At 39.8% G+C, this 25,085-nt stretch carries 29 protein-coding genes; 8 read left to right on the top strand and 21 right to left on the bottom strand.

The features are described 5' to 3' along the window. Positions 1-2: 2 nt before the first annotated feature. From EV282_RS13835 to EV282_RS13845, 3 genes are all read right to left on the bottom strand, one after another. Positions 3-395, bottom strand: a complete 393-nt coding sequence (locus EV282_RS13835; protein WP_130296356.1) for a VOC family protein — start codon at positions 393-395, stop codon at positions 3-5. Between the two features lie 306 nt (positions 396-701). Further along, positions 702-1,994, bottom strand: coding sequence for an amino acid permease (locus tag EV282_RS13840; RefSeq protein ID WP_130297002.1), 1,293 nt, complete (start codon positions 1,992-1,994; stop codon positions 702-704). A 164-nt stretch (positions 1,995-2,158) separates the two neighbouring features. Then, positions 2,159-2,785 (bottom strand): LysE family transporter, encoded by a 627-nt coding sequence (locus tag EV282_RS13845; RefSeq protein ID WP_130296357.1) that lies wholly within the window; start codon positions 2,783-2,785, stop codon positions 2,159-2,161. Positions 2,786-2,890: 105 nt separating this feature from the next. Between EV282_RS13845 and EV282_RS13850 the strand changes: the two genes are divergently transcribed. Next, a complete protein-coding gene (locus EV282_RS13850) occupies positions 2,891-3,154 on the top strand; it encodes a hypothetical protein (protein WP_130296358.1) in 264 nt (87 codons plus the stop codon). A gap of 41 nt (positions 3,155-3,195) precedes the next feature. Here the strand turns inward: EV282_RS13850 and EV282_RS13855 are convergent, their stop codons facing one another. Together EV282_RS13855 and EV282_RS13860 are read right to left on the bottom strand one after the other, a co-directional pair. Continuing rightward, entirely contained in the window at positions 3,196-4,044 is an 849-nt protein-coding gene (locus tag EV282_RS13855; protein ID WP_130296359.1) for an MBL fold metallo-hydrolase, read from the bottom strand. 115 nt (positions 4,045-4,159) lie between these two features. Beyond that, entirely contained in the window at positions 4,160-4,387 is a 228-nt protein-coding gene (locus tag EV282_RS13860; RefSeq protein WP_130296360.1) for a hypothetical protein, read from the bottom strand. A gap of 143 nt (positions 4,388-4,530) precedes the next feature. Between EV282_RS13860 and EV282_RS13865 the strand changes: the two genes are divergently transcribed. Together EV282_RS13865 and EV282_RS13870 are read left to right on the top strand one after the other, a co-directional pair. After that, positions 4,531-5,367 (top strand): deoxyribonuclease IV, encoded by an 837-nt coding sequence (locus EV282_RS13865; protein ID WP_207224333.1) that lies wholly within the window; start codon positions 4,531-4,533, stop codon positions 5,365-5,367. 1 nt (position 5,368) lies between these two features. After that, positions 5,369-5,644: a hypothetical protein gene (locus tag EV282_RS13870; RefSeq protein WP_130296362.1), complete on the top strand. Its 276-nt coding sequence runs from the start codon at positions 5,369-5,371 to the stop codon at positions 5,642-5,644. A 325-nt stretch (positions 5,645-5,969) separates the two neighbouring features. On the opposite strand, the gene EV282_RS13875 is transcribed toward EV282_RS13870, so the two are convergent. Then, positions 5,970-6,422, bottom strand: a complete 453-nt coding sequence (locus EV282_RS13875; protein WP_130296363.1) for an SRPBCC family protein — start codon at positions 6,420-6,422, stop codon at positions 5,970-5,972. Between the two features lie 17 nt (positions 6,423-6,439). Next, a complete protein-coding gene (locus tag EV282_RS13880) occupies positions 6,440-6,925 on the bottom strand; it encodes a DinB family protein (protein ID WP_130296364.1) in 486 nt (161 codons plus the stop codon). Between the two features lie 164 nt (positions 6,926-7,089). Between EV282_RS13880 and EV282_RS13885 the strand changes: the two genes are divergently transcribed. From EV282_RS13885 to EV282_RS13900, 4 genes are read left to right on the top strand one after another with little or no spacing between them, the layout of a single operon-like run. Next, positions 7,090-8,679, top strand: coding sequence for a spore germination protein (locus EV282_RS13885; RefSeq protein WP_130296365.1), 1,590 nt, complete (start codon positions 7,090-7,092; stop codon positions 8,677-8,679). 15 nt (positions 8,680-8,694) lie between these two features. Next, complete coding sequence (locus EV282_RS13890; RefSeq protein ID WP_130296366.1) at positions 8,695-9,900, top strand: Ger(x)C family spore germination protein; 1,206 nt, start codon at positions 8,695-8,697, stop codon at positions 9,898-9,900. A gap of 4 nt (positions 9,901-9,904) precedes the next feature. Then, the gene (locus tag EV282_RS13895) at positions 9,905-10,126 is read left to right on the top strand and encodes a hypothetical protein (RefSeq protein WP_130296367.1); all 222 of its coding nucleotides are present in this window, start codon (positions 9,905-9,907) and stop codon (positions 10,124-10,126) included. A 19-nt stretch (positions 10,127-10,145) separates the two neighbouring features. Then, positions 10,146-11,234, top strand: coding sequence for a GerAB/ArcD/ProY family transporter (locus EV282_RS13900; protein WP_130296368.1), 1,089 nt, complete (start codon positions 10,146-10,148; stop codon positions 11,232-11,234). A 51-nt stretch (positions 11,235-11,285) separates the two neighbouring features. Here the strand turns inward: EV282_RS13900 and EV282_RS13905 are convergent, their stop codons facing one another. The 8 genes from EV282_RS13905 to EV282_RS13940 form a co-directional block, all read right to left on the bottom strand. Then, entirely contained in the window at positions 11,286-12,302 is a 1,017-nt protein-coding gene (locus tag EV282_RS13905; RefSeq protein WP_130296369.1) for a Gfo/Idh/MocA family protein, read from the bottom strand. Positions 12,303-12,661: 359 nt separating this feature from the next. Further along, positions 12,662-13,504, bottom strand: a complete 843-nt coding sequence (gene ypfJ / locus EV282_RS13910) for a KPN_02809 family neutral zinc metallopeptidase (RefSeq protein WP_130296370.1) — start codon at positions 13,502-13,504, stop codon at positions 12,662-12,664. Between the two features lie 90 nt (positions 13,505-13,594). Beyond that, on the bottom strand, positions 13,595-13,975 hold the full coding sequence (locus EV282_RS13915; RefSeq protein WP_130296371.1) for a DsrE/DsrF/DrsH-like family protein: 381 nt from the start codon (positions 13,973-13,975) through the stop codon (positions 13,595-13,597). 18 nt (positions 13,976-13,993) lie between these two features. Then, entirely contained in the window at positions 13,994-14,341 is a 348-nt protein-coding gene (locus tag EV282_RS13920) for a DsrE/DsrF/DrsH-like family protein (RefSeq protein WP_130296372.1), read from the bottom strand. 74 nt (positions 14,342-14,415) lie between these two features. Then, on the bottom strand, positions 14,416-14,712 hold the full coding sequence (locus tag EV282_RS13925; protein ID WP_130296373.1) for a rhodanese-like domain-containing protein: 297 nt from the start codon (positions 14,710-14,712) through the stop codon (positions 14,416-14,418). Positions 14,713-14,728: 16 nt separating this feature from the next. Continuing rightward, positions 14,729-15,088 carry a rhodanese-like domain-containing protein gene (locus EV282_RS13930; protein ID WP_130296374.1) on the bottom strand — a complete coding sequence of 120 codons (360 nt, stop codon included), beginning with the start codon at positions 15,086-15,088 and terminating at the stop codon, positions 14,729-14,731. A 130-nt stretch (positions 15,089-15,218) separates the two neighbouring features. After that, the gene (locus EV282_RS13935) at positions 15,219-15,719 is read right to left on the bottom strand and encodes a GNAT family N-acetyltransferase (RefSeq protein ID WP_130296375.1); all 501 of its coding nucleotides are present in this window, start codon (positions 15,717-15,719) and stop codon (positions 15,219-15,221) included. A gap of 105 nt (positions 15,720-15,824) precedes the next feature. Beyond that, a complete protein-coding gene (locus EV282_RS13940; protein WP_130296376.1) occupies positions 15,825-16,907 on the bottom strand; it encodes a GGDEF domain-containing protein in 1,083 nt (360 codons plus the stop codon). Between the two features lie 182 nt (positions 16,908-17,089). Here EV282_RS13940 and EV282_RS13945 point away from each other — a divergent pair, with 182 nt between their 5' ends. Beyond that, entirely contained in the window at positions 17,090-17,632 is a 543-nt protein-coding gene (locus tag EV282_RS13945; RefSeq protein ID WP_130296377.1) for a hypothetical protein, read from the top strand. A 220-nt stretch (positions 17,633-17,852) separates the two neighbouring features. Here the strand turns inward: EV282_RS13945 and EV282_RS13950 are convergent, their stop codons facing one another. The 6 genes from EV282_RS13950 to EV282_RS13975 all read right to left on the bottom strand — a co-directional run bounded on the left by EV282_RS13950 (position 17,853) and on the right by EV282_RS13975 (position 24,981). Beyond that, on the bottom strand, positions 17,853-18,437 hold the full coding sequence (locus tag EV282_RS13950; protein WP_130296378.1) for a TetR family transcriptional regulator: 585 nt from the start codon (positions 18,435-18,437) through the stop codon (positions 17,853-17,855). Between the two features lie 2 nt (positions 18,438-18,439). Further along, positions 18,440-19,429: an aldo/keto reductase gene (locus tag EV282_RS13955; RefSeq protein WP_130296379.1), complete on the bottom strand. Its 990-nt coding sequence runs from the start codon at positions 19,427-19,429 to the stop codon at positions 18,440-18,442. Positions 19,430-19,552: 123 nt separating this feature from the next. Continuing rightward, complete coding sequence (locus EV282_RS13960; RefSeq protein WP_130296380.1) at positions 19,553-20,821, bottom strand: aminopeptidase P family protein; 1,269 nt, start codon at positions 20,819-20,821, stop codon at positions 19,553-19,555. A 290-nt stretch (positions 20,822-21,111) separates the two neighbouring features. Then, positions 21,112-22,353 carry a Ger(x)C family spore germination protein gene (locus EV282_RS13965; RefSeq protein ID WP_130296381.1) on the bottom strand — a complete coding sequence of 414 codons (1,242 nt, stop codon included), beginning with the start codon at positions 22,351-22,353 and terminating at the stop codon, positions 21,112-21,114. Beyond that, complete coding sequence (locus EV282_RS13970) at positions 22,350-23,438, bottom strand: GerAB/ArcD/ProY family transporter (RefSeq protein ID WP_130296382.1); 1,089 nt, start codon at positions 23,436-23,438, stop codon at positions 22,350-22,352. The genes EV282_RS13965 and EV282_RS13970 overlap by 4 nt, the downstream gene beginning before the upstream one ends. After that, positions 23,419-24,981, bottom strand: a complete 1,563-nt coding sequence (locus EV282_RS13975) for a spore germination protein (RefSeq protein ID WP_242611881.1) — start codon at positions 24,979-24,981, stop codon at positions 23,419-23,421. Before EV282_RS13975 ends, EV282_RS13970 begins: the two co-directional genes overlap by 20 nt. Positions 24,982-25,085: the final 104 nt, after the last annotated feature.

Consider the following 25,085-nt stretch of genomic DNA (forward strand, 5'->3'; position numbering starts at 1 on the left):
TTTTATTTTTGAGGTAGACTCAACTGCCAAGAAACACCGTATTGATCCTGTACCCAGCCAAATTTTTCATAGCCCGGAATCTCCCCTAGCTCCATAAGAACGGAGCCGCCATGAGACACTTTTTCATAAAGATCCTGAATCTCATCCAACGAATCACACCTAACAAAAAGTGAAATGGATGGAGTGAACGTAAACTCATGTTTAATCGGACTGTCAATACACATGAACGTCTGGCCTTTTAGTGTAAATGTCGCATGCAGCACCTTTCCGTTTTCTTGATAAAGGACATTCGTAATTTCTGAGTCCTCGAATAAGGATATGTAAAAGTTCATCGCCTCTTCTGCTTGCCCGGTGAACATAAGAAATGTAGTGATTTTTTGATCGCCAGTTGTCATATCGAATCTCTCCTTTAAAAAACGCGTCAAGTTATTAATAAAGATTCGATTTTCGAAGAAAGATGTCCTGTATAAACTCTAAGAAGAATTTTTACGGTACGTGTTTTTATATTTATTACACGTTCGCTCAGACTTATTGGCGTTTCGCTCAAAAACGCCGAGTTACGCTCAAGATTTGCTCGCTGCGCTCAAACTCCCCTTGGTTTCGCTCAGAATCTTCCTTTTTCGCTCAAAACACTACACAAAAGCCTTTACGCAATTAAAAAACCGACACCTTAGAACACATCGTGTACGTAAGTGACAGTTTCATTGTGATTTCGTATGTTTTCTCTGAATTATAATAGCAACTGCGCCTATTATTGCTGCAATGGCTAAACTGGCATAAAGCCCGGGCCGAATCGTTTGCTCGAACCATGTTCCTGTTACTGCAGCAAAGATTAATACCATCGCTATTAGGGCGATCACTTTAGCCAAAGCTTTTTGCTTTAGGATTTTTATAGCTGAGAAGATGATGAATAGCCAATTAAATAATAGAAGGATTCCAGCAGCAGTTGTGATATATTCGTATATCCTGCCTGGGAGAAGCAGTGCTGTAATGATGCTTGCTAATAATCCTGCGGCTCCCAATCCCATTGCAGGAAGCGGCAGTTCTTTGTATCGAATCTTTTTCGCAAAAAGTTTTGGAGCATCTCCATCCTCCGCTAAAGATTGCAAGAGGTTGGTTACCCCGAACAATGCGGCTGCCATGGCAGAGAATCCTGCCACGATAATCGCTCCGTTAAAGACATGAGGAAAAAACGATAGATGATAACGTTCCATTGCGGTTACGAACGGACTTTCTTTATGATCAAAAAGATCCATCTCTACTGTCGTTACAGCTAATCCGATAGAGAGTACATAGATTATCGTTAAAATGAACAGCATGATGCTTCCGGCTTTCGTCGCATCTTCTGTCTTCTTTAACTGCATGGCCATCATTCCGATTACTTCAATCCCGCCAAAAGCGTAGAACGCATAGATCAAGGACGACCAGAACCCTTTTAGCCCGCCTGCAAAATATCCATCGAAGGTATATGGAATGGATAAATCATATGACTTTCCATCAACTAACCCGATGATTCCGGCTATCGCCAAGATGATGAACATCACAATGGCAGCGACTTTTATAACAGCAAGTAAATTTTCCACTTGGTCAAACCTTTCCGTTCCTGCCAGGACAACGATTATTGCCAAAATCGCATAACCTGCGGCAAACACCCATAACGGAATTTGAGGAAACCAGAATTGCGAAAGAATCGAAAGTGCTGTGAGCTGACTGCCCATGATCAAAATACTGGATACCCAATAATTCCACCCGCAGCTGAAGCCGGCCCACCTTCCAAAGGCTTGTGAAGCATAATAACAGAAGGACCCTTTTTGTGGATCAGCTGCAGTCATCTTAGCAAGAAGCTGAAAAACGATGTATGTACCGATTGCTGCTAATAAAAATGAAAAAACGATCGAAGGACCTGTCAGCTGGATGCCGATTGTTGAACCGAGAAAATAACCGGTCCCAATCGTACATCCGACCCCTATTAAGGAGAGCTGCCACCATGCCATTTTCTTGACTTCTGATTGATCCCCCTTGGGCTGCACCGGCCCATTACAATTAGAATTCTTCACAATAATACCCTCCTGCTGCTCAAGTATTATTGTTCAACTTAACCTGTCTATTATGCGTGCATAAAATGAAAAAACAGCCAAAAGGGTGACCTTCAGCTGTCTTAAAAGAACAAAAACGTTATGCCTTGATATCCGAAGTAAAGACCAAAGCCGATCAATGATAACCCTGAAAGCTTAGATATGGCACCTAATATTCTGTCAGCCAAAAGTTTTCGGAAACTGCTCGAAACAAGTGCCATCGTAAAATCCCAGGCTAATATTCCCGCAAATATCGCGCCGCTGTATAGCATCAAACTCTCAAAGCTGTATTTTGCGGCTGTTTCTGCAAGTATAGAACCATAAATTCCTAACCAAAATAAGATAGTAAGCGGATTTGTTAACGACATCAAAAATCCTGCAAAAAAGCTTTTACCTGCGTGTACCGTATAGTTCTTTTCGTTTCTGGCATCTTTGGCCGCTTTATTAAACGTCTCGAACCCGGTGTATACAAGAACAAAGCAGCCGAACAGCCATAGAAAAGTCTTCACAAACGCTGTATCAATATAACTTACGAGTCCCATATAGACCATGAGCATGTACAGTCCATCAGCTATCGTCGCCCCGAGTCCGACCATCCATGCTTGCCAGAATCCATATTTAATTCCGCGGTCCATCTGAGCCGCGTTGACTGGACCGATTGGTGCTGCGAGTGATATTCCTAACAAAACATATTTTAAAATAAGAAACATTGGCGACCTCCACGATAAGTTGGACAACTCTGCATTTCTTCATCTTATTCAGCCGGAGGTTCAATCAGACCATAATTCATTCTTATTAAAAGGAGAAGTTGCCCTATGGAGCAAAACCTAGATCCCAAGGTTCAAGAAGTGCTAGACCATGTGAAGCGGGCTGATGAAGCGATGATTGAAGCACAGGCAAACGCAGCACCGAATTGTTTTCAGACCGCTAAAATCTGGCTTGAAACTGCTCAGCAATCACTGCATTCTGCTGGAGAAGGAACAACGGAGGAAGAGAAAAAACAGCTTCTGCATGCTAAGGAATATTTACGCCACCTTCATGAGACTCAAGCCGCTCTGCAAGAAACAAGATATGATTGATAAAGAAATCCCTCATGACGAACACATGAGGGATTTACCTTTTACTGATCTACATATTTTCCATGGGAGGGCTTTGCCAGCTCGTCAAAGTTCTCAGCGAGATTGTTTAGTTCCTCTATAAGCTTTGGTCCGTTCATTGGAACTCCATGTCCTGTTGCAGCTACTGATGGTTGAAGGGCAGCTAATGCTTGAACCGATTTCTTTGCCTGCTCCCAATCCGTCGTGAAGTATTTGGGAGGTCCGTTCAATTCTTGTTTCTGCGTCAAGACTTTATAGAGGGATTCCTGTTCCACTGTTATAAAAGCATCTCCTGCGATCAATACTCTATCGCTTTCTCTAAAAAATGAGACATGACCCGGGGTGTGACCTGGCGTATGAATCCACTTCCATCCTGAGAGTCCATGGATGCTACCGTCCTCTGGGAGCGGTCGTACATGATTCCCAAGATCGATCCCGTGATTCGGAAACATGGGGGAAAGCTTCGTGACCAACCCGCCGTTTACGGATGGATCAGGCTTTGGATAGTCTTTTTGTCCATTTAAATAAGGAATTTCGGCGTGATGAGCATAAACCGGAACACCCCACTTTTCAGCTAGCTCGTTTACGGCTCCCACATGATCGAAATGCCCATGTGTCAAAAGGATTGCTTTTGGTGGATGATCAAACCATTTTTCAGCCCATTCAGAGATCATATCTCCTGATTTCGGCATTCCTGTGTCCACTAAATAATAGGTATGTGGATCTTCCGTACACTGGATAAAATAGACGTTCACGATCTTGGTTGTTAGTACATAAACGCCAGGTGCAATCTGATCACCAGTATTATTCGCAACACTCGTCATCGGCAAAAATTCATCATTCATATCTTTCTTTTCTGATAGATGTTCCATTCTGATCAACCCCTTATGTTTCTATCTTTGAATGATTGGTTTCATTGTTCCACGTGGTGATCAATGTGATACATAAAAAACAAGACCACCTGCTGGCAGTCTTGTCTTTGTCATACTATGAAAATAACTTTCGGATAGATTGAGATTGATTGACGGTTTCACTTTTCACATCTACGTTTAGTTTTCGGATATTATCGCAATAAATATGAAGTCTTTGTGCTTTGTCAGCGCTGAGATAAGAGGCGTATTGGTCCAGCTTATCTACTTCGCGGAGTACGTCTTCTTTTGTGTCTGCTTTCTCAATCCTGCTGCAGCAAGAGCTGATCTGATCATAAACAGACATGCTATCCACCTCCTTTGTGGTTTGTTTCAATATTCCCTTCTCTATTTTTTTAAAACTAAGACCTTGGAAGGAAAATCGCATATCCTCTGTTAAATCTGGAAACGTTATTGATATCATTTGCTAAAGGGAAAGAAGGGATGATTGTGCGATTCGGGTGTCATGTCAGTATAAGAAACGGTTATATCGGAGCTGCAAAACATGCATACTCTTTAGGTGCCCGCGCCTATCAGTACTTTCCAAAGAACCCGCGCAGTCTTTCTGTAAAAGATTTTAATAGAGGGGACGCTGCTAGTTGCAAAGCATTCTGTGAGGAAAACGATCTAATCTCAGTAGCGCATACTCCCTACCCGACCAGTCTTACTCCTTCTCTCGACAAAAAAGAGATTACGATTCAGTCTTTGAAAAATGATCTGGAGATCGCTGATGCGTGCGGGTCTTTAGGTGTGGTTGTGCATTTCGGCAGTCCGATTCCTGGTGAAGAACCCCTTGCAAGTTATCAAATGATGATCCACATGCTGAATGCTGTTCTTCAAGACTGGGACGGAAATTGTAAGCTTTTATTAGAGAACAATGCGGGTCGGCCGGGTTCGATGGGTATAACTTTAGAGGAACTTGTCCAGGTTCGGAACCTGTCTGAGCATCCTGAGAAAATCGGCTTCTGCCTGGATACATGTCATGCGTTTGCGAGCGGATTGTGGAATGGAGATAACTGGGCAGACCTTAAGGAAAAAGGTATGGAGTTAGGTTACTTTGAATATTTGCTGGCTGTTCATTTAAATAATTCGAGATATGCATCCGGTGAAGGAAAAGACCGTCATGCGAATATCTTTCACAACGGTCACATTACTGAGGAGCAGTTTTCGAAACTCGTACAATCTGAAATTATGAAGGATGTTCCTTTTGTGCTGGAAACACCTTCTGAATATGGAGTTACACATGGAGAAGAAATCAAAGAGTTGTATGAGAAGTGGGGATCGTAAAATGCTGAAAGATCTATTGGACTTCTTTTTGAGGTTTAACTCTCCTGGAATGTTTATTGGATTAGATACTAAAACAATCGACCGGCATATTAAGGAATTGAACGAACATCGCTGGTTTAATAGTTTATATGAAGACGAAAACTATCGAAAGCTGTTTTTTACAAACCTTCAAGTGCGCCATTATTTAGAAAGTAAACGACGCGTTAATAAAATGATCAATAATCCTCTCGTCCGTGAAAAATTTATTATCTTCTTAGACAAACAAAGAAAACGGTAAACCTTATAATAACAACAACGGCCAACACACTTAAGAAAATAGAGTAAGCCGTTTATTTCTATATTGTGTTTTTATCAAGTAAACATTTAATGTTCTTGTGTGCAAGAGGTGGACAGCCTTTTTCTCAATAAGGAGGATTCACACGTTAATTTCAGGAATCCCACGTTATTTAAAATAATCCCACGAAAGTCGGCCATAATCCCACGTTAAATTCAAAATAACCACGAATCGACATTCGTCGACAAATAACTGACCACCTACTACTCACATCCAGATCCCAAAAACGCCATTGGAGAGCTCACCTGCGACAAATGTTATTACACTGCTATAAACTCAAAGCCGGCAACGTTTCCCCCGTTTCAAGGAATGTCTTTAAATTGCTCAATATTGCTGGCCAGCCGTTGTTGAAGCCTTCATATGTTCCCTCTTTTTCAACGATGTCTGTCTTTACGAGGTTGTCATGGATCAATGTCAGCTTAACGGTTGAGTCCATGTGCTGCAGTTTAAATGTTACCACCGTCGGACTTTCGCGGGGTGTGTCATCACTTTTATTAGTCCAAGTAAATGATAGTTCGTGAGCAGGATCATATTTTAATACACTGCCCTCATCCGTTACTTCACCGTTACGAGAGTATGTAACACTTGAACCTTCTTCCCAGTTTGATTCTATTCTGGTGCCAAAAAAGTATTGTTCTGAAATGTCGCCTTCCGTTAATGCTTCCCAGACTTTTTCGGGTGATGCCCCGATATATGTGACATAAACGAATTTTGATTCCATTTTATTTTCCTCCTTTATTAGTGAACACCTTTCTTCGGATCCCAGTTTCCATTGGTTTTTCGAATTTCAACAATTTGTCCGATATGATAGGCGTTATGAATATTGATGTTTGCAAGAACCGAATACCACGGGTCGTGCCTGTCTTCATGAGCTGATTTTTCAAAGAGATCGTCTTCTGCACTCTTAACAGCCTCAACCCAATCATTCAGTACGTTTTGAAGCTGTTTTTTTGCGCTCTCCCAATCTTGATCGTTCTCACTATGAAACGTCTCATCGTTGCTTTCAATTTTCCTACCTTGGGAAATCCCCTTAAACCTCGCCAAATAACGCTCGTTCCAAAAGATTAAGTGGTTTACAATCTCCGAGATCGAGTTGCTGATACCATTTTTCTCGTTAGCCTGTTCTGGGGTCAATCCATCCAGTGCCCGTTCAACCGGGACAAACCAGTTTGGCTCATTATGATTGGCTGCCATCTGCCTTAAGAAAATCGTCTTCTGATCCATGAAACTACCTCCTGCACTTTATCGTTCATAAAATATCAGTTCGGCATATTCAGAAGAACTCCTTTAATTCGACTAATTTCCCTTTTTTGCCTGAGAGTAACCCCAAGAATATTCCTCCCTGCTCTTGGTAAAAATACCAAAAAACCTGTACGGGAGTTTTGCTGATGGTATTTAAGAAAAGGGCGCTCAAGAAACTGTTAAAAGATAAAAATGAAGCGGATGCCCATCCACAACACGAGAATCCCAAAAATGAAGTTCCGCCTGAAGATGTACTGTCCACCGAGCTAGACCAGAATGTTCAGTATATTAGACAAACTTTTGGCAACAGCTCAGACCTTTCGTTTTCCGATTTTGAACTAGGTCATAAAAAAGCCGTTTTGGTCTATCTAAATGGCCTTGTAGACAAGATGATCATCAGTCATTTTTTCGAGAACATCAGCCGACCAGAGTTTCTGATTGAACACTCTGAGTTCTTAACAGAAAAAGTAGAAGCTTCTGATTTTATGAAACAGTTTTTTGCACCAGCTAACAAAGTAAACGAAATTCAACTTTATAAGGAAGTTGTAACAGCTATACTCGCGGGAAATGCCGTTCTCCTGGTGGATTCCATTTCACATGCACTCGTAATAAATGCTAAAGGCTGGAGAGATCGTGATGTCTCAGAATCAGCGACCGAAAATGTGGTTCGTGGGCCAAAAGAAGCTTTTACAGAAAATATTCAGACCAACACAGCATTGGTACGTAGAAAAATAAAAGATCCGAGGCTGTGGTTAGAGAAAAAAGAGATCGGAAACATTACACAAACAAGTGTATCCGTCATGTACATCCATAGCATCGCTAACGACAAGATCGTGAAAGAAGTACATGAACGTCTGGATAAAATCGACATTGATGGCATTCTCGAAAGCAACTATATCGAAGAATTTATTCAAGATGAAGTATATACCCCTTTTCCTACTGTTTTTAATACAGAAAGACCTGATGTAGTTGCTGCTGCTCTTTTAGAAGGACGCATCGCGATCTTTATCGATGGAACTCCATTCGTACTTTTAGTTCCGGCTCTGTTTACACATTTCTTTCAGGCTGCAGAAGATTATTATCAGCGTTGGGATATCTCTACACTATTAAGGTTACTTCGTGTGACGGCATATTTTATTTCATTGCTCGGTCCTTCTGCTTATATCGCTGTCATTAACTTTCATCAGGAGATGCTCCCGACTCCTCTCTTGATCAGTCTTGCAGCTCAAAGAGAAGGAGTCCCGTTTCCTGCCTTAATTGAGGCTCTGATTATGGAAGTTACGCTTGAGATTTTGCGGGAAGCTGGACTTCGGCTTCCAAAAGCGATCGGCCAGACCGTTTCGATTGTTGGCGCTTTAGTTATCGGACAAGCTGCGGTTGAAGCTGGAATCATATCAGCTGCGATGGTTATCGTTGTTTCCATCACGGCCATCTCCAACTTTATCCTGCCTGCTTATAATATGGGAATTGCCGTCCGTATTTTAAGATTTTTATTTATGTTCCTTGCTGGATCTTTCGGGCTTTATGGTATCGCAGCCGGAATATTTGCATTGGCGCTGCACCTTTGCAGTCTTAGGTCTTTCGGTATTCCTTATATGGAGCCGCTCGCCCCGTATATCGCTTCAGACATGAAAGATACATTATGGAGAAAGCCAAGGTGGAAATTAGTAACACGGCCGCGCTTGATCAATCAAACCAATATCGTTAGAGAAAATGTGACACCTAAAAACAAGTAGAAAGGAGCATGAAGGGTGAAACTTAAAAAGATACGACTGATTCCGGTTATTGCCCTCATACTGCTTCTAACTGGCTGCTGGAACAGCAGAGAACTTGAAGACATAGGAATCGCAGTGGCGATGGGTATAGATAAGGCGGACGGCCAATATGTAGTGACGGTTCAGCTCGTAAATCCATCCTCGATCTCTGCCAGGATGGGGGATTCATCAAGAGCACCGATTGTTACCTATCAGGAAAAAGGGAAAACAATATTTGAAGCCATCAGACGTTTAACGAAAACAGCTCCCAGAAAAACTTTCTACCCTCACTTAAAGATGCTGGTAATAGGTGAAAAACTAGCGAGGGAAGGCTTTGCAAAATCCCTTGACCTGCTTGCACGCGACCCTGAGTTCCGTTCCGATTTTTTTGTTGTGGTCGCAAAAGACCAGCGTGCAGATCATGTTCTCAACGTATTAGTTCCAGTAGAAAAAATCGCAGCGCAAAACATGTATGTAAAGCTGAAAACTTCCGCAGATGTTTTTGCCCCAACTCTTGCCCTAACTTTTGGGGATTTGCTGCACGATCTTACAAGTCCAGGAAAACAGCCCGTCATTACAGGTATTCAGCTTACAGGTGATCCCGCTGAAGGTGAAAAGATGGAAAATCTACAACAAGTAAATCCAAAGGTCCGCTTAAAATACACCAACATCGCTGTGTTTAATGTTGATAAATTAAAAGGCTGGCTGAATGAAAAAGAAAGCAAAGGCTACAATTACGTTCAAAATCATGTAAAAAGTACGATTGTAACTGTACCGTGTTTTTCGAACAAAAAAGAACATCTATCTGTGGAGCTGATTGATGCGGATACAAAATTGAAAACCAATTCTATGAGTAGTCAACCCGAAATGAGTGTTTCAGTAAAAGCTGATGCAAATATTGCAGAGGTTGGATGTTCGATTGATTTAACGAAACAAGACACAATAGAAAAAGTAGAAAAATTAGTAGAGAAAGATATCAACAACAAGATCAGATCGTCTATAAAAGCTGCTCAACAGAAGTACAAACTAGACTTTCTCGGATTCGGTGAAGTTGTACATCGCTCAGAACCAAAGTATTGGAAACGTGTTAAAAACAACTGGGATAAAGAATTTGTTACTATCCCGATTAGAAGTAGAGTAGACGTACATATTCACAAGCTAGGCAAAAGAGGAAATTCTTATATTAACGAGCTAAAGGAGTAGCAGCGTGGTATACACAATTATTTCATTGCTGATCATAGGTTCTATTCTTCTTATCGATAAACGCAAATTCAAAAAATACAAACAGTCCAGAAAAGATATATGGGTATACTTTGGAATATTAGGTTTTGGTTCATGTTTATTGCTTTACCACAGTTCAGGCAGAACTCTACCAACACCATTGATCTGGATTGAGGCATCATTAAAACCGATTATCAGCATTTTTTAAGAAAGGATGGGGTGATTACATGCTTGAAAACGGCAGAATAAGTGTGCGTCAGTTTACTGTATTAGTAGCTCTTTATACGGTAGGTACTGCGATTTTGATCATCCCTTCCGTTCTCGCTGCAAAAGCGATGCAGGATATTTGGATTGCGGGGCTGATCGGTCTCGGTGCAGGATTAGTTCTAGTATTTTTTTATTGGAAAATAGCTGAACGGTTTCAATATATGAATCTGGTTGAGATTCTTGAAAAATGTTTTGGAAAATGGATAGGAAAGGCAGTTGCTTTTTCTTATTTTGTGTTCTATCTATTTATCCTTTCAACCTTTGTTCTGCGGGATATCGGTGACTTCATGCTGACCGTTATGATGGTAGAAACACCTATTGAAGCCATACATATTATCTTTTTGGCCGTTGTCCTTTATGGGGTTAAGCTCGGTCTAGAAACATTTACAAGAACCACTGAGTTGTTTCTTCCCTGGATTGTGATATTGTTCGTTGTGTTATTCATCACACTCCTTCCCCAGATCGAGTTCACTAATATCCTGCCTGTCATGGAAAACGGCATACAGCCTGTTCTAAGATCATCACTGTCATTTATCGTTTTTCCTTTTCTGGAACTGGTGGTCTTTTTAATGATTATTCCTTATGTGAATGAGCCGAAAAAGACGAAAAAAGCCTTTTTGTTTGGCACTGCTCTAGGAGGCGGCTTACTGATATTAATCGCTACACTTTCAATTCTTGTGATCGGTGTCAATGAAACAGCTCGAAGCATCTATCCAACGTATGATCTATCCAAGACGATCAACATCCGGGAGTTTTTCCAGCGTGTAGAAGCTTTTATGGCTCTCATCTGGTTCATTACCGTTTTTGTAAAGCTTGTTGTACTGACTTATGCATTATGTTTAGGCTTGGCTTCAGTGTTTAATGTCCAAGATTATAAGCTATTGACACTACCGATCGGACTTATGCTGTATGTCGTGTCTCTCGTCATTTTTCCAAGTTCCACTTACCTTATTGAATTCACACCCATCTACGATTTTTACGCCGTGATATGGGGACTCATGCCTGTGTTCATTTGGCTTGTTTCACTCGTTCGCGGCAAGCCGGTGTAGAAGACCAAACGAAAAAAAGAGCTTTAATTGCAAGCTCTTTTTTTGATGTATTTAGATTCCTTGCTTGATTCCGAGCTGTGACAGCAGCACTCGGCGGCCTTCTTTGTTTGATGCCGCTGCAGCTTCATTAATAGCTGTAAGGTTAAGTACGTCTTCTTTTGTAATCGAAGGCTTCTTTCCATTTTGGATCGCTTCTTCCCATTGCTCCATAGCAGACTGAATGGTTTGTGGCAGCTTTTCTGGAGTTACCCACTCATCCGTGTTAAGATGCTTGCTTTTGATCCGTACGTTCTCACCTTCAATCATAAGTGTTCCTTCTGTCCCATAAAGCTCCAGCTGCTGCGGGCTTCCGAATGATAGAAAACCAGTCTCGATAATCCCCATCGCACCTGATTCATACTCGACCATCACTACCGCGTTATCATCAACGCCAAGCTTATAGAACTCGTTCAATTTTCCTGTAACGGCTTTTACTTTTCCGCCTAACCGATTTGTTAAGTAGATCGGATGAGCACCAAGGTCGATCAGCGCACCGCCTCCGCACTCTTCTTTGTTGTAAAAGTGTTCCGGCAGCCAGCCCTTTGGATTTTCTTTTGATGGCACAGATCCATTATGAGCAACCCGGCATCTGATGTATGTAATGTCGCCGAGCAAACCTTTGTCGACAGCTTCCTGTGCATATAAATAAAAACTTTCTGTCAGCCTTGGAAGATTCACCATGAGTTGTACATTGTTATCTTCGACTGCTTTATAAATTTCCTCGCATTCTTCCACCGTGAAAGCCAGCACTTTCTCTGTGAAAATATGCTTTCCATGGTTAGCGGCAGCGATGATGATGTCCTTATGACGGTTTGTGGCCGTTGTCACAATCACCCCGTCGATTTCAGGGTTCGATAAGACATCGTCTAAGTTCGACTCAAAATCAACATTTAGTTCACTTGCCCAGTCTGCTCCCCTGTCTGGATTTTCATCCCAGACCATTTTAATAGAGATCGATTCATTCTCCTTCGCTTCGCGTGCATAATCTACAGCGTGTACATGCCATTTACTGAGTAGAGCTACGTTCATTGATCATCTCTCCTTATCAGTTAGTAGCTTTATTATGACATATGTTCAGTGTAGCCTCCCGTTTTTCTTCGAGAGTTTTTATGAATCTCTTTCTTTTGTCCGAAGTCTTTATGAAATAGGCTAACGTGCGATTAATTGAAATAATGTGCGATTTCTGTGGTCTAACGTGTGATTAATTAAAATAACGTGCGATTTTTTAAAATAACGTGCGATTCTGAAATTATCGTTATAATACGTCCTTTAGGAAAAGACACTACGCTTATTTGTCCTTTTGAAATTAACAACAACACTCAATAATACTTTTTATTAAATTCATTTAAAAAAGCTGACTCCAACTCGTCAGCTCTTTTTACCATATCTTATAGCTCTTTAGCTTTAAACGTATCTCCGCCCTCGATCGTTCCATTCTTGAATCCTTTATGAAACCATCGTTTACGCTGTTCAGATGTACCGTGTGTAAAACTCTCTGGGACGACGTAGCCTTGGTGTTTCTTTTGAAGTGTATCATCACCGACTGCACTTGCTGCGGTCAGTGCTTCTTCCAGATCTCCTTCTTCAAGCACGTTCATGTCTTGCGCATGATTCGCCCAGACACCTGCGTAATAATCTGCCTGCAGTTCGAACCTGACCTGGTATCTGTTAAAAGCTTCTTTACTGAGTTTTGAGCGCATGTCCTGAAGCTCTTGTGATTCTCCTAAAAGGGTCTGAACATGATGCCCGACTTCATGGGCAATTACATAAGCCATCGCGAAATCTCCTGGTGCTTCATACTTGTTCTGAAGTTCCTGATAAAAGCTAAGGTCGATGTAGAGCTTTTGGTCACCTGGGCAATAAAAAGGGCCGACAGATGATCCCGCTGTTCCACAGGCCGATTGGACACTGCCCGAATATAAAACTAGTTTCGGTTCTTTATACGTCATGCCTTCTTCTTGAAAAACGTCTGTCCAGACGTCTTCCGTATCTGCTAATACGACAGAAACAAACTGAGCATCTTCTTTTTCTTTTTCCGTTTCTTCATAAGGAACATTTTCTTCTGTTCCGCCGTTGATCCCGCCAAGTATATCACCGGGATCCCCCCCTAATAACGTTATGATCAAGACGATGATAAGGCCGCCGACTCCGCCTCCAACAGCCAGCCCTTTACCACCCATCCCTCTCCGGTCTTCAACGTTAGTACTTCCGCGTCTGCCTCGCCATTTCATCTCTATATTCCTCCTCAGGTATTACAGCTGCTTTTGTTTTAATATCTTGTATACCCGAAGTTCAGGGGAATTAGCCGAGGTTCATAAAAATTAAAAATGAAAGAATAAATCAGCGGAAACTGCTTCGTTCAAAACCCACTTGATCGGAACTTGTTCTGCATCATGAAGGAAGTCGGTCTGATCATGGATATCCAGATCAACCACATAGAGTTTGACACCTAATTCGACGGCAATGCCGAGCAGATCATGTATCGAAGGAGCATTAAAGTCGCTTAATGCATTAGAGAGGTATTCGATTCCCACGGACGGAACAGGAACATAGTTTTTGTCCAGAATGTTTACTCCTTTTCTCGAAAAAGCCAATATCACATCAGCTCCTGTTGATGCAGCTCCAACTGCAATGTTTAATGGAGGATAAGCTGATTCGAGTTCTCCGTGAAGAGCCAATACGACTACTTTTTTTGTTTCCATCACTTTCACTCCCCTTATTTAGTACGTTAGTACAGCATCTGCTTTATAAGCTTGATCTAAAAAAGTAGCAACGCCTGCGAGTTCCGCTCCATCAATGAGCTCGAGTCCCCCAGCAATAAGTACATTCATCTGACAGCCGTAGAGTGGAATTCCTGCATCTGCAGCTTTATTGAACAATGAAGCCAGGTCCATGTTATGAGTCCGCTCCATGCTTTTTAAGTAACGCTTATCTAATACGCGTGCGCCATCAAGATCAAAGAAAAGACTTACTTCGTTATTTTCTTCCTTCATTTTCAAAGCTTCTCTTAAGACATAGGGGACGTTTGAGCTGAGAGAAACAAAATAGATCATTTTTTGGTTCGCCACATCGGATACCTTCTTTCATCATTTTTGGTTTAAAAAAGCGCATACCACAGCGGGTATACGCTAATTCAAAAAAATTATTCTGTCTTACCTTCATATGAGTCCATACCGCCAGCCATGTTGATCACTTTATAGCCATGGCTATCCAGCAACTGGCATGCACGGCCGCTTCTTCCTCCAGAACGGCAAACCATTACATATTCTTTAGATTTATCCAATTCATGCATACGAAACTCTAATAACCCAAGAGGAATATGAGTGATTCCAGGAATTTTACGCGCCTTCACTTCATCTACTTCACGTACGTCGATGATGTTTAGTGCTTGTCCTTCGTTCAACTTCGCTTCTACTTCTTTAGCTGTTAATTGTTTCATTATTTTTTCCTCCTCTTTATCTCCAGGCACTTACTCCGCCATTTACGTTCGTTACATTTTTAAAACCTGACTTTACTAGGATCTTGCTCGCCTTCTGGCTTCTCATACCGCTTTGGCAGATCACGATTACTTCCTTGTCCTTTGAGAGCTTATCTGCTTTTTGAGCTAATTGGTGCAGAGGAACATTCTTAAATCCAGGAATATGATACCCGTTGAACTCTCCTTGTGTACGAACATCAATGAATTGTTTCTTCTTATCTTTAAGTTCCCCTTTTAGTTCTTGCGTTGAGATATTTTTCACACCTTTAGCCGGTATAAAACGTTGAGCGATAAACAAAATAATAAGACCAAAAAGAATATAATTCAGGTATTCCAATCTGTTCTCCACCTTTCTATGTTCTGTATCAAAAGACATTTTTATCTTTAATTCTTATTCACATCATATACCCCTATGGGTATATTGTCAACTTAAAAAAAACGAAGAGAAAACTCTCTTCGCTCTGGGTTTATATATTTTTATAATAAAGTATCGTTGTATCCATTGTACCTGTCCCAGACTGCGCAAAGTTCGGAATTCTTCCCGCTTCGATAAAACCGATCGATTGATAGAGATAATTGGACGGATCTCCCTCTCTTGTATCCAACACCAGCAATGTTCGTTCTTCTTGCTTCGCGTACTTTTCGATTTCATTCATTAGCTTACGGGCAATTCCTCTTTGACGATGTGAAGGGTGCGTCATAAGTTTTGCGACCTCTGCCCGATGTGTACCGTTTGGTTTCGTGCATAAGTGGAGCTGGACTGTCCCTGCAATCTTCCCATCTATTTTCGCTGCTATAAAAATAATTTCAGGTGATCCACAGTTTCTCCAAAATGCATCAGCATCCTCTTTTTGGAGTGGCGGTAAAAATCCGATCGATGCTCCATCATGAACCACTTTTATTAATAGGTCCGAAAGCTCTTCTATGTGCTCATCTATATTACTAAGATTAATAATCTCCACAGCCATACCCCTTTTTTTCTCCCATTTTAATTTTTGAAACTTAACATTTCTACCTGTTTGTAAGATTATCTGACAAAGAAAAAACCTTGAGAATACTCCCAAGATCCATGATTAATAATGAGCCACACATAACATGTTTCTCCCTGACCGTTTTGCTTCATATAAAGCTTTGTCTGCATCGTTTATGATCAAACCTGCGTCTTTGGTCGTATCTGAGTAACACGATACTCCGATTGAAACGGTTAAGTTGATCGTACCGCCTTGCGTTAAAATAAATGAATGATCTTCAACAGTTTCCCTTATTCTCTCACCAATCTGGACAGCTTGATCTAACGGACAATCGAGTAATAATACGGTGAATTCTTCTCCACCGTTACGACTGACGATATCAAACGTTCGAGTACAGGATCGAAGGATATGCCCAAGTTCTTTTAGGACAACATCTCCTTCTGCATGACCATATGTATCATTAACTTTTTTGAAAAAATCGATATCAATATAGAGCAGCGATAATTTTTGTTTCTTTTTTTCAAGATCTGCAAGACTTTGGTTAAAGACCTCATCAAACTTTCTTACATTGTTTAACCCGGTTAACGGGTCAATCATAGACTCTGCCTTGTATTTATTGAACAACTCTTGGCTTTTACGCAAGAACGTAACCGTATTAAACGCGATATAGCCAGAAAAATAGGATACGATCCAATAAATAGGTATGAGCTTTAGCAGAAAATTTATATCCTTTATGAGGTACAAGAACAAAAAGCTAGCGGATATATTTGAAAAGGTCAGCATAATCATCCGCTTCATCTGTTTAGATAAGTGTGTTCTTGCAATCCAAACAGAAAAAAGAGTAACTGTAATCACCAAAACAGTTGACGCATAAGAAGAGATATTAATTCCGATTAAAAACCGTCCGCCTATAATCAGCAGCATTGATATAATCGAAGGAACCAATCCGCCAAAATAAGCTAATAATATAATCGGTATTAGTCGTAAATCAACAATCGTAGTCCCGATATTTATGCTGTATTGCATCAAGACGTTCCCTAAAAATCCGCCTGAAATCCCTGCCAATAATTTGATTTGATACGAGGACCTCGGCGTTAATGGAGATCGATTTGAAACCTGCGTATACAAGAATAATAGCGAAATAAGAATAGCAAGGTTTGCAAATAGATCTTTAATAATTATCATTTTTCATCACCAACTAGTAAAATACCATACTTCTTATCCAAAAACTAACATTAATTCCAAATTAATTGTTACATTTTTTGTTTCAATAGTCCTTTAATATCTAAAACGGCGAACCATTCGCGATTATTGTGTAAACCCTATATGATGTTAATATGAAAAACACATTAACAGGAGTGTGCTAATTGACTAAAATCTTATTAATCGGCTGTGGTGATGCCCACTTATCCATTCTTCGCCGTCTATTAAAAAAGAAATCCAAAGATTACGAAATTACTTTAATCTCACCTTCCAAAGATGTTGTCACGATTGATTTAATTGAGAACCCATCTATTTCTTTTATAGAAGACACAATTATTTCATTTGATCCACTTCAAAAAATGCTGCTGAGCTTTTCAGGTGAGATCTACCGTTTTGATGTAATTTCTTTTAATCTGACCATGAAGTTCTCTCTATTTAAGCAGGCATTGGTTCCGGTCGCTGAAGACGGCAGGATGCTGGTGGATCACACTTTGCAGAATAATGAGTTTCCATTTCTTTTTGGTGCCGGAGATTGCGTTTCTATCGAGGGAATTTCTAGTGATTGTAATTTCAATGACCAACAAGGTGATATACTTTGGAACAATATAAAAAGGTACATTTCTGGTCGAAAATTACAATCTTTAAGCTCTAAATCAACAAAAGTTCCGTTAAATGGGCTGCTTAACCGTATCTTCAAGAGATTTTAATGACTTTTTATAGTAAGTATAAAGCCTCTTGAGTGAAACGGAAGGATGTTTGAGCGGAACTGATAGGTTTTTGAGCGAAACACCGGGGTAACGGGGTGGTTCGACACAAGTTTTGAGCGAAACGCTAAACATTTTGAGCGAACGTGTAACAAATAAAAGAACACGTACCGTAAAACGAAAAAGAGGGGCACCCCCATCGAGTCGCCTCTCTTTCTTATGTTTATTTCCTTATTAAAAGTCCGGAAACGAGCAAGTTCCATACTTGCTCGAACTCGTGATTAATTGCTGGAGATATCCATTCCTTCGCTAATGCCGGGTGATGAAAGCGTGCTGTTGCGTAAAATACAGCTGAAGCAACCTCACGTGCATCAGCGTTCTGAAATTCACCCGCTTGCATACCTTCCTCAACAATTTGCGTTAACTGTGAAATAAGATCGTTAATATGTTTTTCAATGCTTTCAACCGATTCTTCTGCAAGAGCATTATACATCGCAAACAATTCAGGATCTTCTAACGCCTTTGATTGTTTAATGTGAATCAGTCTTTCCAGCCATAACTGCGTTTTTTCAAGAGCGCTCCCGGCGTTTTCAACGATTATAGCAAGCGGTGCAGAAACTTCGTGAAGCCACCGTTCAGCTACAGCCTCTTTTAAAGCAGCCTTACTGGAAAAATGTCTGTATAGTGTTCCATGACTCACGCCAAGAGCTCGTGCTACATCAACGACCGATGTTTTATCAAGGCCAAAACGCCGAAGTACTTGTTCTGTTGTATTTAAAATTTGTTCCCTCGTTAAAGGTGCTGCCATTTTTATTCTACTCCTAACATTCCCATCTGTTCTTTAGCATACCTCGTTCCTGCTACTTTGTCAGCAGGTACAGCAGCTTCGATTCTTTCAAGATCGGATTGTGTAAGCTCTAGGTTTACAGCGGCGAAAGCATCTTCCAAATGCGAACGTTTACGGGCACCGATCAACGGAATAATGTCATCTCCTTGAGCTAATACCCATCCAATGGCAAGCTGAGCTACCGTTGTTTGCTTTTCTACAGCAATTTGACGCAAAGCTTCAACAAGCGCTAAGTTTTGATCTAAGTTCTCACCCATAAAACGCGGTGCAAAAGAACGGAAATCGATTTGAGCCTGACGTTCTTTCCTCCATTTTCCGCTTAAAAGTCCTCTCGATAATACTCCGTAAGCAGATAGTGAGATACCAAGTTCACGAAGCGTCGGAAGAATTTCCGCTTCAATTCCTCGGCTGAATAGAGAGTACTCAATTTGCAGCCAGCTGATCGGATGAACAGCATGTGCTTTGCGTACGGTTTCAGCGTTTGCTTCAGAAAGACCAATATGCTTAACATACCCTTGTGTCACTAAGTCAGCCATTGCTCCAATCGTTTCTTCGATCGGAACGTTTGGATCGACGCGGGCCGGCTGATAAAGGTCGATGTAGTCCGTTCCTAGGCGTTGAAGTGTGTAAGCTAAAGCATTTTTTATAGCTTGCGGGCGATTATCCATACCGATCCAGCCGCCATCCGGAGATCTTAACACACCGGTTTTTACTGAGATAAATGCTTTATCACGCTTTGTTCCCTTCAATGCTTCTTTTAATAAAAGTTCGTTGTGTCCCATTCCATAAAAATCACCTGTATCAAAAAGAGTAACTCCTTTATCGATTGCTTCATGAATTGTTGCGATGCTTTCCATTCTGTCTGCATTTCCGTAAAGATCAGACATTCCCATGCAGCCTAAACCGATTGTTGATACTTCAGGACCGTTTTTTCCCAATTTTCTTGTTTGCATTTATTTCTCCTCCAAAATCTTTATGAGAGTATCATAAATGAAAATAAAACAAATGACAAATATTTATTTTTGTCATTTGTTATTAGATATAAAAAAGAAGAGGCGACTGCCCCTTCTTTACTTTTATGCTTTTACAGCCTGAGCTCCTTGAGTCGCCATGAACTCTTCGATCTCGTCTGTTTCACGCATGATATCTTTTGAAAGATTTTCATATCCGTCTTCTGTCACTAAAATGTCGTCCTCGATTCGAATTCCAATGGACTCTTCTTCAATATACAGGCCAGGCTCGATCGTGATCACCATTCCTGGTTCCAGCACGCGGTCTTTGTACGACCCAACGTCATGTGTATCCAGTCCAAGGAAGTGTCCGACACTATGATAATAGTATTTGGAGATTTCTGAGTCCTCTTGGATCAAACCGATCTTTCTGCACTCTTCGGAAAGCACCTTTTTCGCATGCTCATTAAGCTCAGCATATGGAAGGCCCGGTTTGATTATTGCGGTTGTTTCTTTTAGCGCTTTTAAAACGATGTTATATAGCTCTTTTTGACGGTCTGTAAACTTCCCATTTACCGGGAACGTGTAGCTGATGTCTGCACTGTAATAGTCTTTTTGTGCACCAAGATCCAGCAGAACGAGATCACCGTCTTTCGTTTGCGCATTATTGTGCTCATAGTGCAGCACAGTTGCGTTCTTGCCGCTCGCTGTAATAGTTTTGAAGGCATAATCTCGAACACCATTGTATTTTAATGTAAAATCAAAATGTGCTTCTAGCTGATATTCCATCATCCCAGGCTTAGCACTTTTCAGAAGATTATAGATTCCCTCTTTTGTGATTTCGATCGACTCTTTAATCTTCTGAATTTCTTCAGTTGTTTTGAAGACGCGCAGGTCACAGATCTCAGGATAGATGTTACTGATCGCAACGTGGGGATAATGCTCACGGATATGTTTTGCAAAAAGAGAAGTGCTCGTTGGTGCACCAGACCAGCCGCGGCGCTCTAAATCCAGACACACTTGCTTCGCTTGATTCGTGAAAAAGTTTCCTGCTACAAAAGATTCAAAGCTATCAACATACTTAATATCTTTGATTCCGGAGATGTTTTCAGCTTCTTCTTTTGAAACGGTTTTACCGACCCACTTCTCCATTACCGGATCCGCTTTTTGGATAAAAAGCGTTTCCTCAAACGTTTCGCCATTCTTCTTCATCAACAGGATCACGTTTGGCTCGTTAATTCCTGTTAAGTAATAAAAGTTGCGATTCGGTACGAACGCATAGTCCTCATCTGCTGATTTCTGTGGTGCTTTTCCGGCGAAAAGAATCGTTAGTGATTCGTCCGGAAGTAAATCTTTTAATCTGCTTCGATTACGTTCAAAGAAATATGACTCCATAAAGAACCTCCTCATTTTTAAAAGTAAAAAATCGACTCATTGGTTTATATACTTAATGATATTATAAAGAGTTTGAGGTTCTAATAACAGCCATTTATTCTGATTTTTAAAAATTTTTTTAAATCTTGTGCTTATGCAAAATCCGAGAAAATTTGAACAAAAACAATAAGTACTGCTAGCAGAAGAACAGCACAAGCTCCTATTTTGTTCTTTCCTTTCCAAAGTTTATATGCAAAACCAGCAGTATATATAAAAATACAGAAAACTAAAACCCATACCGCGAAAGTCATTTAATCCCTCACTTGCTTTATTTTTGGCAAATCCGTTTGCCTACCGAACTCGCCAAATCGTATTTCCACAGACATATTCACTTCCATATTCGGATAAGATTTCATCCAGTCATATTTTTCGTATTCATCGACGGTTAAGAAGTACTTTCTGCCTTGTAATGACCAACCAAAAGGTTGACCTTTAAAGTCCTTCTGCGTTTTTATGACTAATTTGTTTAATTTCTCGGTAATTTTTGTTGTAAAATATCTCTTTAATTGATTCCTTTTCTCTTTGTTTTTTGCATAGTTAACCATACTATGATCAGTTAATACTTCTAAAGTAAGCGGAACTTTTATGTTTAATATGGTTTTTCCATTCATTTGCTGCATGCTCACATTATTTCTTTTATTTTTAATAATTTTTGCGGTGATATCATAATCCTTATTAAACGGATCTTGAAATGTTGTCGTATAGTTAGGTGATTTTACCGTATCATTTAATAAAAGAGATAGTCGAGTTTCCTCTCCAGAAAGTTCTCCGATCATTCTTCCTTCTTTAAATACAGCAGAACCCATTAAATTTGTTTTATTCGTTTTTCCTTTTATTTTGAACTCACCAGCTTCCAGGTGACCATTACTTCTCTCTTGATTGGTTTGTTGATTTGTACCAAGCGCAGCTAAAAAGAGGTCTCCATCTGCTTCTGTTATTCTAAAGTAACGCATGAGATCTGATCTAGGGATTAATCCAGTTTCACCTGCATGTTCAAAAATCAATGTAAAATACTTATGTGGCCTCGTTTCAAGCTTTGGTTCATTTTGTTCAATAAACGAACTAGCTTTTTCTTTTGTTACAAGAAAAGCTGTATTCCTTTTAATCTCTCTGTCCTTTGTCGAATCATACATCCACCGAATAAAGTTTTTATCTTTCGCAAGTTGTTTTGAGACGATAATGACACTTAACATATCATAAGAAATCTCTTTTGCTATAACTGAATTTGCTATATTTCTTGAAGTAATTAGATCGTTCGCCTCAAAAGTGATAATTTCAGTTGCCGGTTCATTCGTATTGCCACCTTGCTGGGATGCATACTCTGGATTTGATATTAGATACGTAACATTTATCTTTTCCTTCTTGCCTTTATCAAGTCCGATTCCTACGACATACGCCTTTCTATCCACTTCCATCTGATCCCAGCATCCACTAATCATTACTAATAAAAGAAGAATGATGACACTTTTTAAGATCCATAAAAGTTTCTTCATACTTTTATGTCTCCTTTTATCTTAGACATTACCCACAACAAACATGGCAATAAGAGAAAAACCGGTGTAACGATCTTCAAGAACGGATCTCTAAAATGAAAAATTGAAAAAGTTGGATTTTCAGGAATTACTCCTAAAAGAACAAAAAGCGTGGCCAAAGATGGAATCAAATATTCAAAGTCCTTTATTTTGAAAAGCCCTCCAAACAAGAGTGCAATTAGATACAAATAGAAAGAAAAACGAATAAAAAGAGCAAGTAACCAGAAAGGAAAAAACAAAGCTTCAATATTAGGCAGAAATTCCAACCGAATGTATCGAATAGCCTCATGAAAAGGATAATTCAGCATCTTTACTGGTTCATAATCAAACAAAGCTACAAAAGCGATAAGGGCAATCGCTAATTCTACAGTAACTATACATAATGAGATCCAAATTGCTTTTTTAAATTCAGCGTGATTTACTGCAAAGGGAACAATAAGAGTGAGGAAAAGAAAATCGGCACATATGGACAGATTTGAAATCCCTCCATGCATAATTTCGTCTACCCCGCGACCAAATAAAGGAAAAATAAAATCTAATTTTCCTTGAAAGAATGTTAAGAGCAATGCAAGAAAGAGAGATAATTTAATCCATAAAAGAATAGACCAGGCAAAAGAACCGATTTGTTCAAGTCCCCTTTTTGCTCCAAACGCACATGTTGCCATTAAAATAGCGTAAAGGACTATAGTCGGAGTCTCAGTAAAATACATAGTTCCAACAATATCTGTATAAATGGATGAATCTATTGTAATCGCTACACTGCCGATAACCAAAAGACAAAACAAAACAAAATAACCGAACGGTTTACCTAATAAATACAAGACAATTTCAATTAAATTCTTTTCTTTATACGTATTGAAGACATTTATTAACAACCATATCGGAATTACTGAAAAAATGCCGATAATAATAATAGCCATCCATGCAGCATTGCTGAATTTTTCATAGAGAATAGCTGGCGTATCATCTGTCATTTTTGCACCAATTGTAAGTATGACTATTGCAATAAACTCTCTTGTCGCGATCTTACCCTTGCTTCTTTCCATCACTCACCTCCCCTGCCTTTTTCATATCTTGAGGTTTAAGATAACCCGGTCTAAACATCTCGTGAAAAATAAGCCTCCTGAATAATGTATCTTTACCTGATGTGTATTTTGGAGTCATCGGTGCTAAATATGGAACTCCGAATGAACGTAATGAGACCAAATAGAAAAGGCCAATCGAAAACATAGCGGTTAACCCGTAAAGTCCAAATAATGAAGCACTTATTATTAAGAAGAAACGTGATAGCCGAACTGCAAAATTTAAAGCGAGATCGCCTATAGCAAACGAGGTTAATCCCCCTAGTGCCACTACAATAACAACGATAGGACTTACCAGATTCGCTTGAACAGCTGCTTGACCTAATATAAGCGCACCCACTATACCAATCGTAGGACCGATTGGACTTGGTACCCGAAGTCCTGCTTCCTTAATTAGTTCAAAAGCAAATTCCATTAAAAAAACCTCTACGACTGCCGGAAACGCAACAATTTCTCGCGTTGAAGAGATGGCAAGCAATAAATCTGGCGGCAGCATCTCTGCGTGATAGTTCGTAATCGCTATGTATAATGCGGAGATCAACAGGGTTATGAACATAGCCAAAAGCCTAAGTGCTCTTGTGAAATTTCCATATAAAAAACGGAGATAATGATCTTCAGACGTATGGAAGAAAGACCAAAATGTTGCAGGCAAAACAAGAGAGGCAGGAGAATTATCCATCAATAACACGATGTATCCATCCTCTAAAAAAGATGAAGCTCGATCGGGTCGTTCTGTATAAAGAATGGTAGGAAAAAGTGATTTAGTACTGTCCTCTATACGCTGCTCCAGCATGGAGAGATTTTGAATGGAGTCTACGTCTGACATACATAGACGTTCTTTTACATCGCTTAATAACTCTTCGTTGACTATGTCCTTTAAATAAAGAATATATACTTCATTCTTTGAACGTTTTGAAACAGTAACCGATTCTACAACCAGGCTTTCTGTCTTAATCTTTTTTCGAATAAGCGAAATGTTAGTATTCGCCTTTTCGTTAAAAGCTTCCTTTGGCCCCTTAACGACAACTTCATTTTCCGCCTTCTCAATTCCCCGCCCTTGAAAATTACTTACACTCAGAATATAAGCTACGGATTCACCATCTATAAAAAGGGCTGCATTCCCTTTATTAATTTCAATAATTACATCTTCTATAACTTGTACCTTTTTGATTCCTGGTGTGGTCACTATATCTTCTACTTTTTGTGAAGTTCCTGAATATTGTTGAATGGATTTTAATATGTACTCTTCAATATGATCTGTATCTGTAATGGTATTGATGAAAAGTAAAGCAGCATCTTTTTTTAAGGCTTGTACATGAAACTTTCGGAAAATAACATCATTATTTTTTCCAACAGAATAAATATGCGAGAAAATATCAACAGTTTTATTCAGTTTGTCCGTGATACATTGTTTTTTTAATGTTATATCTTCTTTAGAGCTTTTTTCTATAAATGGTGTTGGAGCTTGTTGTTTTCTATTTATCATTTTTTTTAATAGTGAATACATACATATAACAACTCCAAACTTTTACCTTATTATTCCTCCAAACTTGTCAATTATGTATAAAAAAAAGGTTCCAAACTAGGAACCTTAATCATGTAATATTTAAT

Source organism: Fictibacillus sp. BK138 (assembly GCF_004216955.1).
GTDB lineage: Bacteria > Bacillota > Bacilli > Bacillales > Fictibacillaceae > Fictibacillus.

Excerpts from the sequence above, each read along its gene's own strand:
- EV282_RS13835 (WP_130296356.1), bottom strand. The coding sequence starts at position 395 with ATGACAACTGGCGATCAAAAAATCACTACATTTCTTATGTTCACCGGG.
- EV282_RS13840 (WP_130297002.1), bottom strand. The coding sequence starts at position 1,994 with ATGGCATGGTGGCAGCTCTCCTTAATAGGGGTCGGATGTACGATTGGG.
- EV282_RS13845 (WP_130296357.1), bottom strand. The coding sequence starts at position 2,785 with ATGTTTCTTATTTTAAAATATGTTTTGTTAGGAATATCACTCGCAGCA.
- EV282_RS13850 (WP_130296358.1), top strand. The coding sequence starts at position 2,891 with ATGGAGCAAAACCTAGATCCCAAGGTTCAAGAAGTGCTAGACCATGTG.
- EV282_RS13855 (WP_130296359.1), bottom strand. The coding sequence starts at position 4,044 with ATGGAACATCTATCAGAAAAGAAAGATATGAATGATGAATTTTTGCCG.
- EV282_RS13860 (WP_130296360.1), bottom strand. The coding sequence starts at position 4,387 with ATGTCTGTTTATGATCAGATCAGCTCTTGCTGCAGCAGGATTGAGAAA.
- EV282_RS13870 (WP_130296362.1), top strand. The coding sequence starts at position 5,369 with ATGCTGAAAGATCTATTGGACTTCTTTTTGAGGTTTAACTCTCCTGGA.
- EV282_RS13875 (WP_130296363.1), bottom strand. The coding sequence starts at position 6,422 with ATGGAATCAAAATTCGTTTATGTCACATATATCGGGGCATCACCCGAA.
- EV282_RS13880 (WP_130296364.1), bottom strand. The coding sequence starts at position 6,925 with ATGGATCAGAAGACGATTTTCTTAAGGCAGATGGCAGCCAATCATAAT.
- EV282_RS13885 (WP_130296365.1), top strand. The coding sequence starts at position 7,090 with ATGGTATTTAAGAAAAGGGCGCTCAAGAAACTGTTAAAAGATAAAAAT.
- EV282_RS13900 (WP_130296368.1), top strand. The coding sequence starts at position 10,146 with ATGCTTGAAAACGGCAGAATAAGTGTGCGTCAGTTTACTGTATTAGTA.
- EV282_RS13905 (WP_130296369.1), bottom strand. The coding sequence starts at position 12,302 with ATGAACGTAGCTCTACTCAGTAAATGGCATGTACACGCTGTAGATTAT.
- ypfJ (WP_130296370.1), bottom strand. The coding sequence starts at position 13,504 with ATGAAATGGCGAGGCAGACGCGGAAGTACTAACGTTGAAGACCGGAGA.
- EV282_RS13915 (WP_130296371.1), bottom strand. The coding sequence starts at position 13,975 with ATGGAAACAAAAAAAGTAGTCGTATTGGCTCTTCACGGAGAACTCGAA.
- EV282_RS13925 (WP_130296373.1), bottom strand. The coding sequence starts at position 14,712 with ATGAAACAATTAACAGCTAAAGAAGTAGAAGCGAAGTTGAACGAAGGA.
- EV282_RS13935 (WP_130296375.1), bottom strand. The coding sequence starts at position 15,719 with ATGGCTGTGGAGATTATTAATCTTAGTAATATAGATGAGCACATAGAA.
- EV282_RS13940 (WP_130296376.1), bottom strand. The coding sequence starts at position 16,907 with ATGATAATTATTAAAGATCTATTTGCAAACCTTGCTATTCTTATTTCG.
- EV282_RS13950 (WP_130296378.1), bottom strand. The coding sequence starts at position 18,437 with ATGGCAGCACCTTTAACGAGGGAACAAATTTTAAATACAACAGAACAA.
- EV282_RS13955 (WP_130296379.1), bottom strand. The coding sequence starts at position 19,429 with ATGCAAACAAGAAAATTGGGAAAAAACGGTCCTGAAGTATCAACAATC.
- EV282_RS13960 (WP_130296380.1), bottom strand. The coding sequence starts at position 20,821 with ATGGAGTCATATTTCTTTGAACGTAATCGAAGCAGATTAAAAGATTTA.
- EV282_RS13965 (WP_130296381.1), bottom strand. The coding sequence starts at position 22,353 with ATGAAGAAACTTTTATGGATCTTAAAAAGTGTCATCATTCTTCTTTTA.
- EV282_RS13970 (WP_130296382.1), bottom strand. The coding sequence starts at position 23,438 with ATGGAAAGAAGCAAGGGTAAGATCGCGACAAGAGAGTTTATTGCAATA.
- EV282_RS13975 (WP_242611881.1), bottom strand. The coding sequence starts at position 24,981 with ATGTATTCACTATTAAAAAAAATGATAAATAGAAAACAACAAGCTCCA.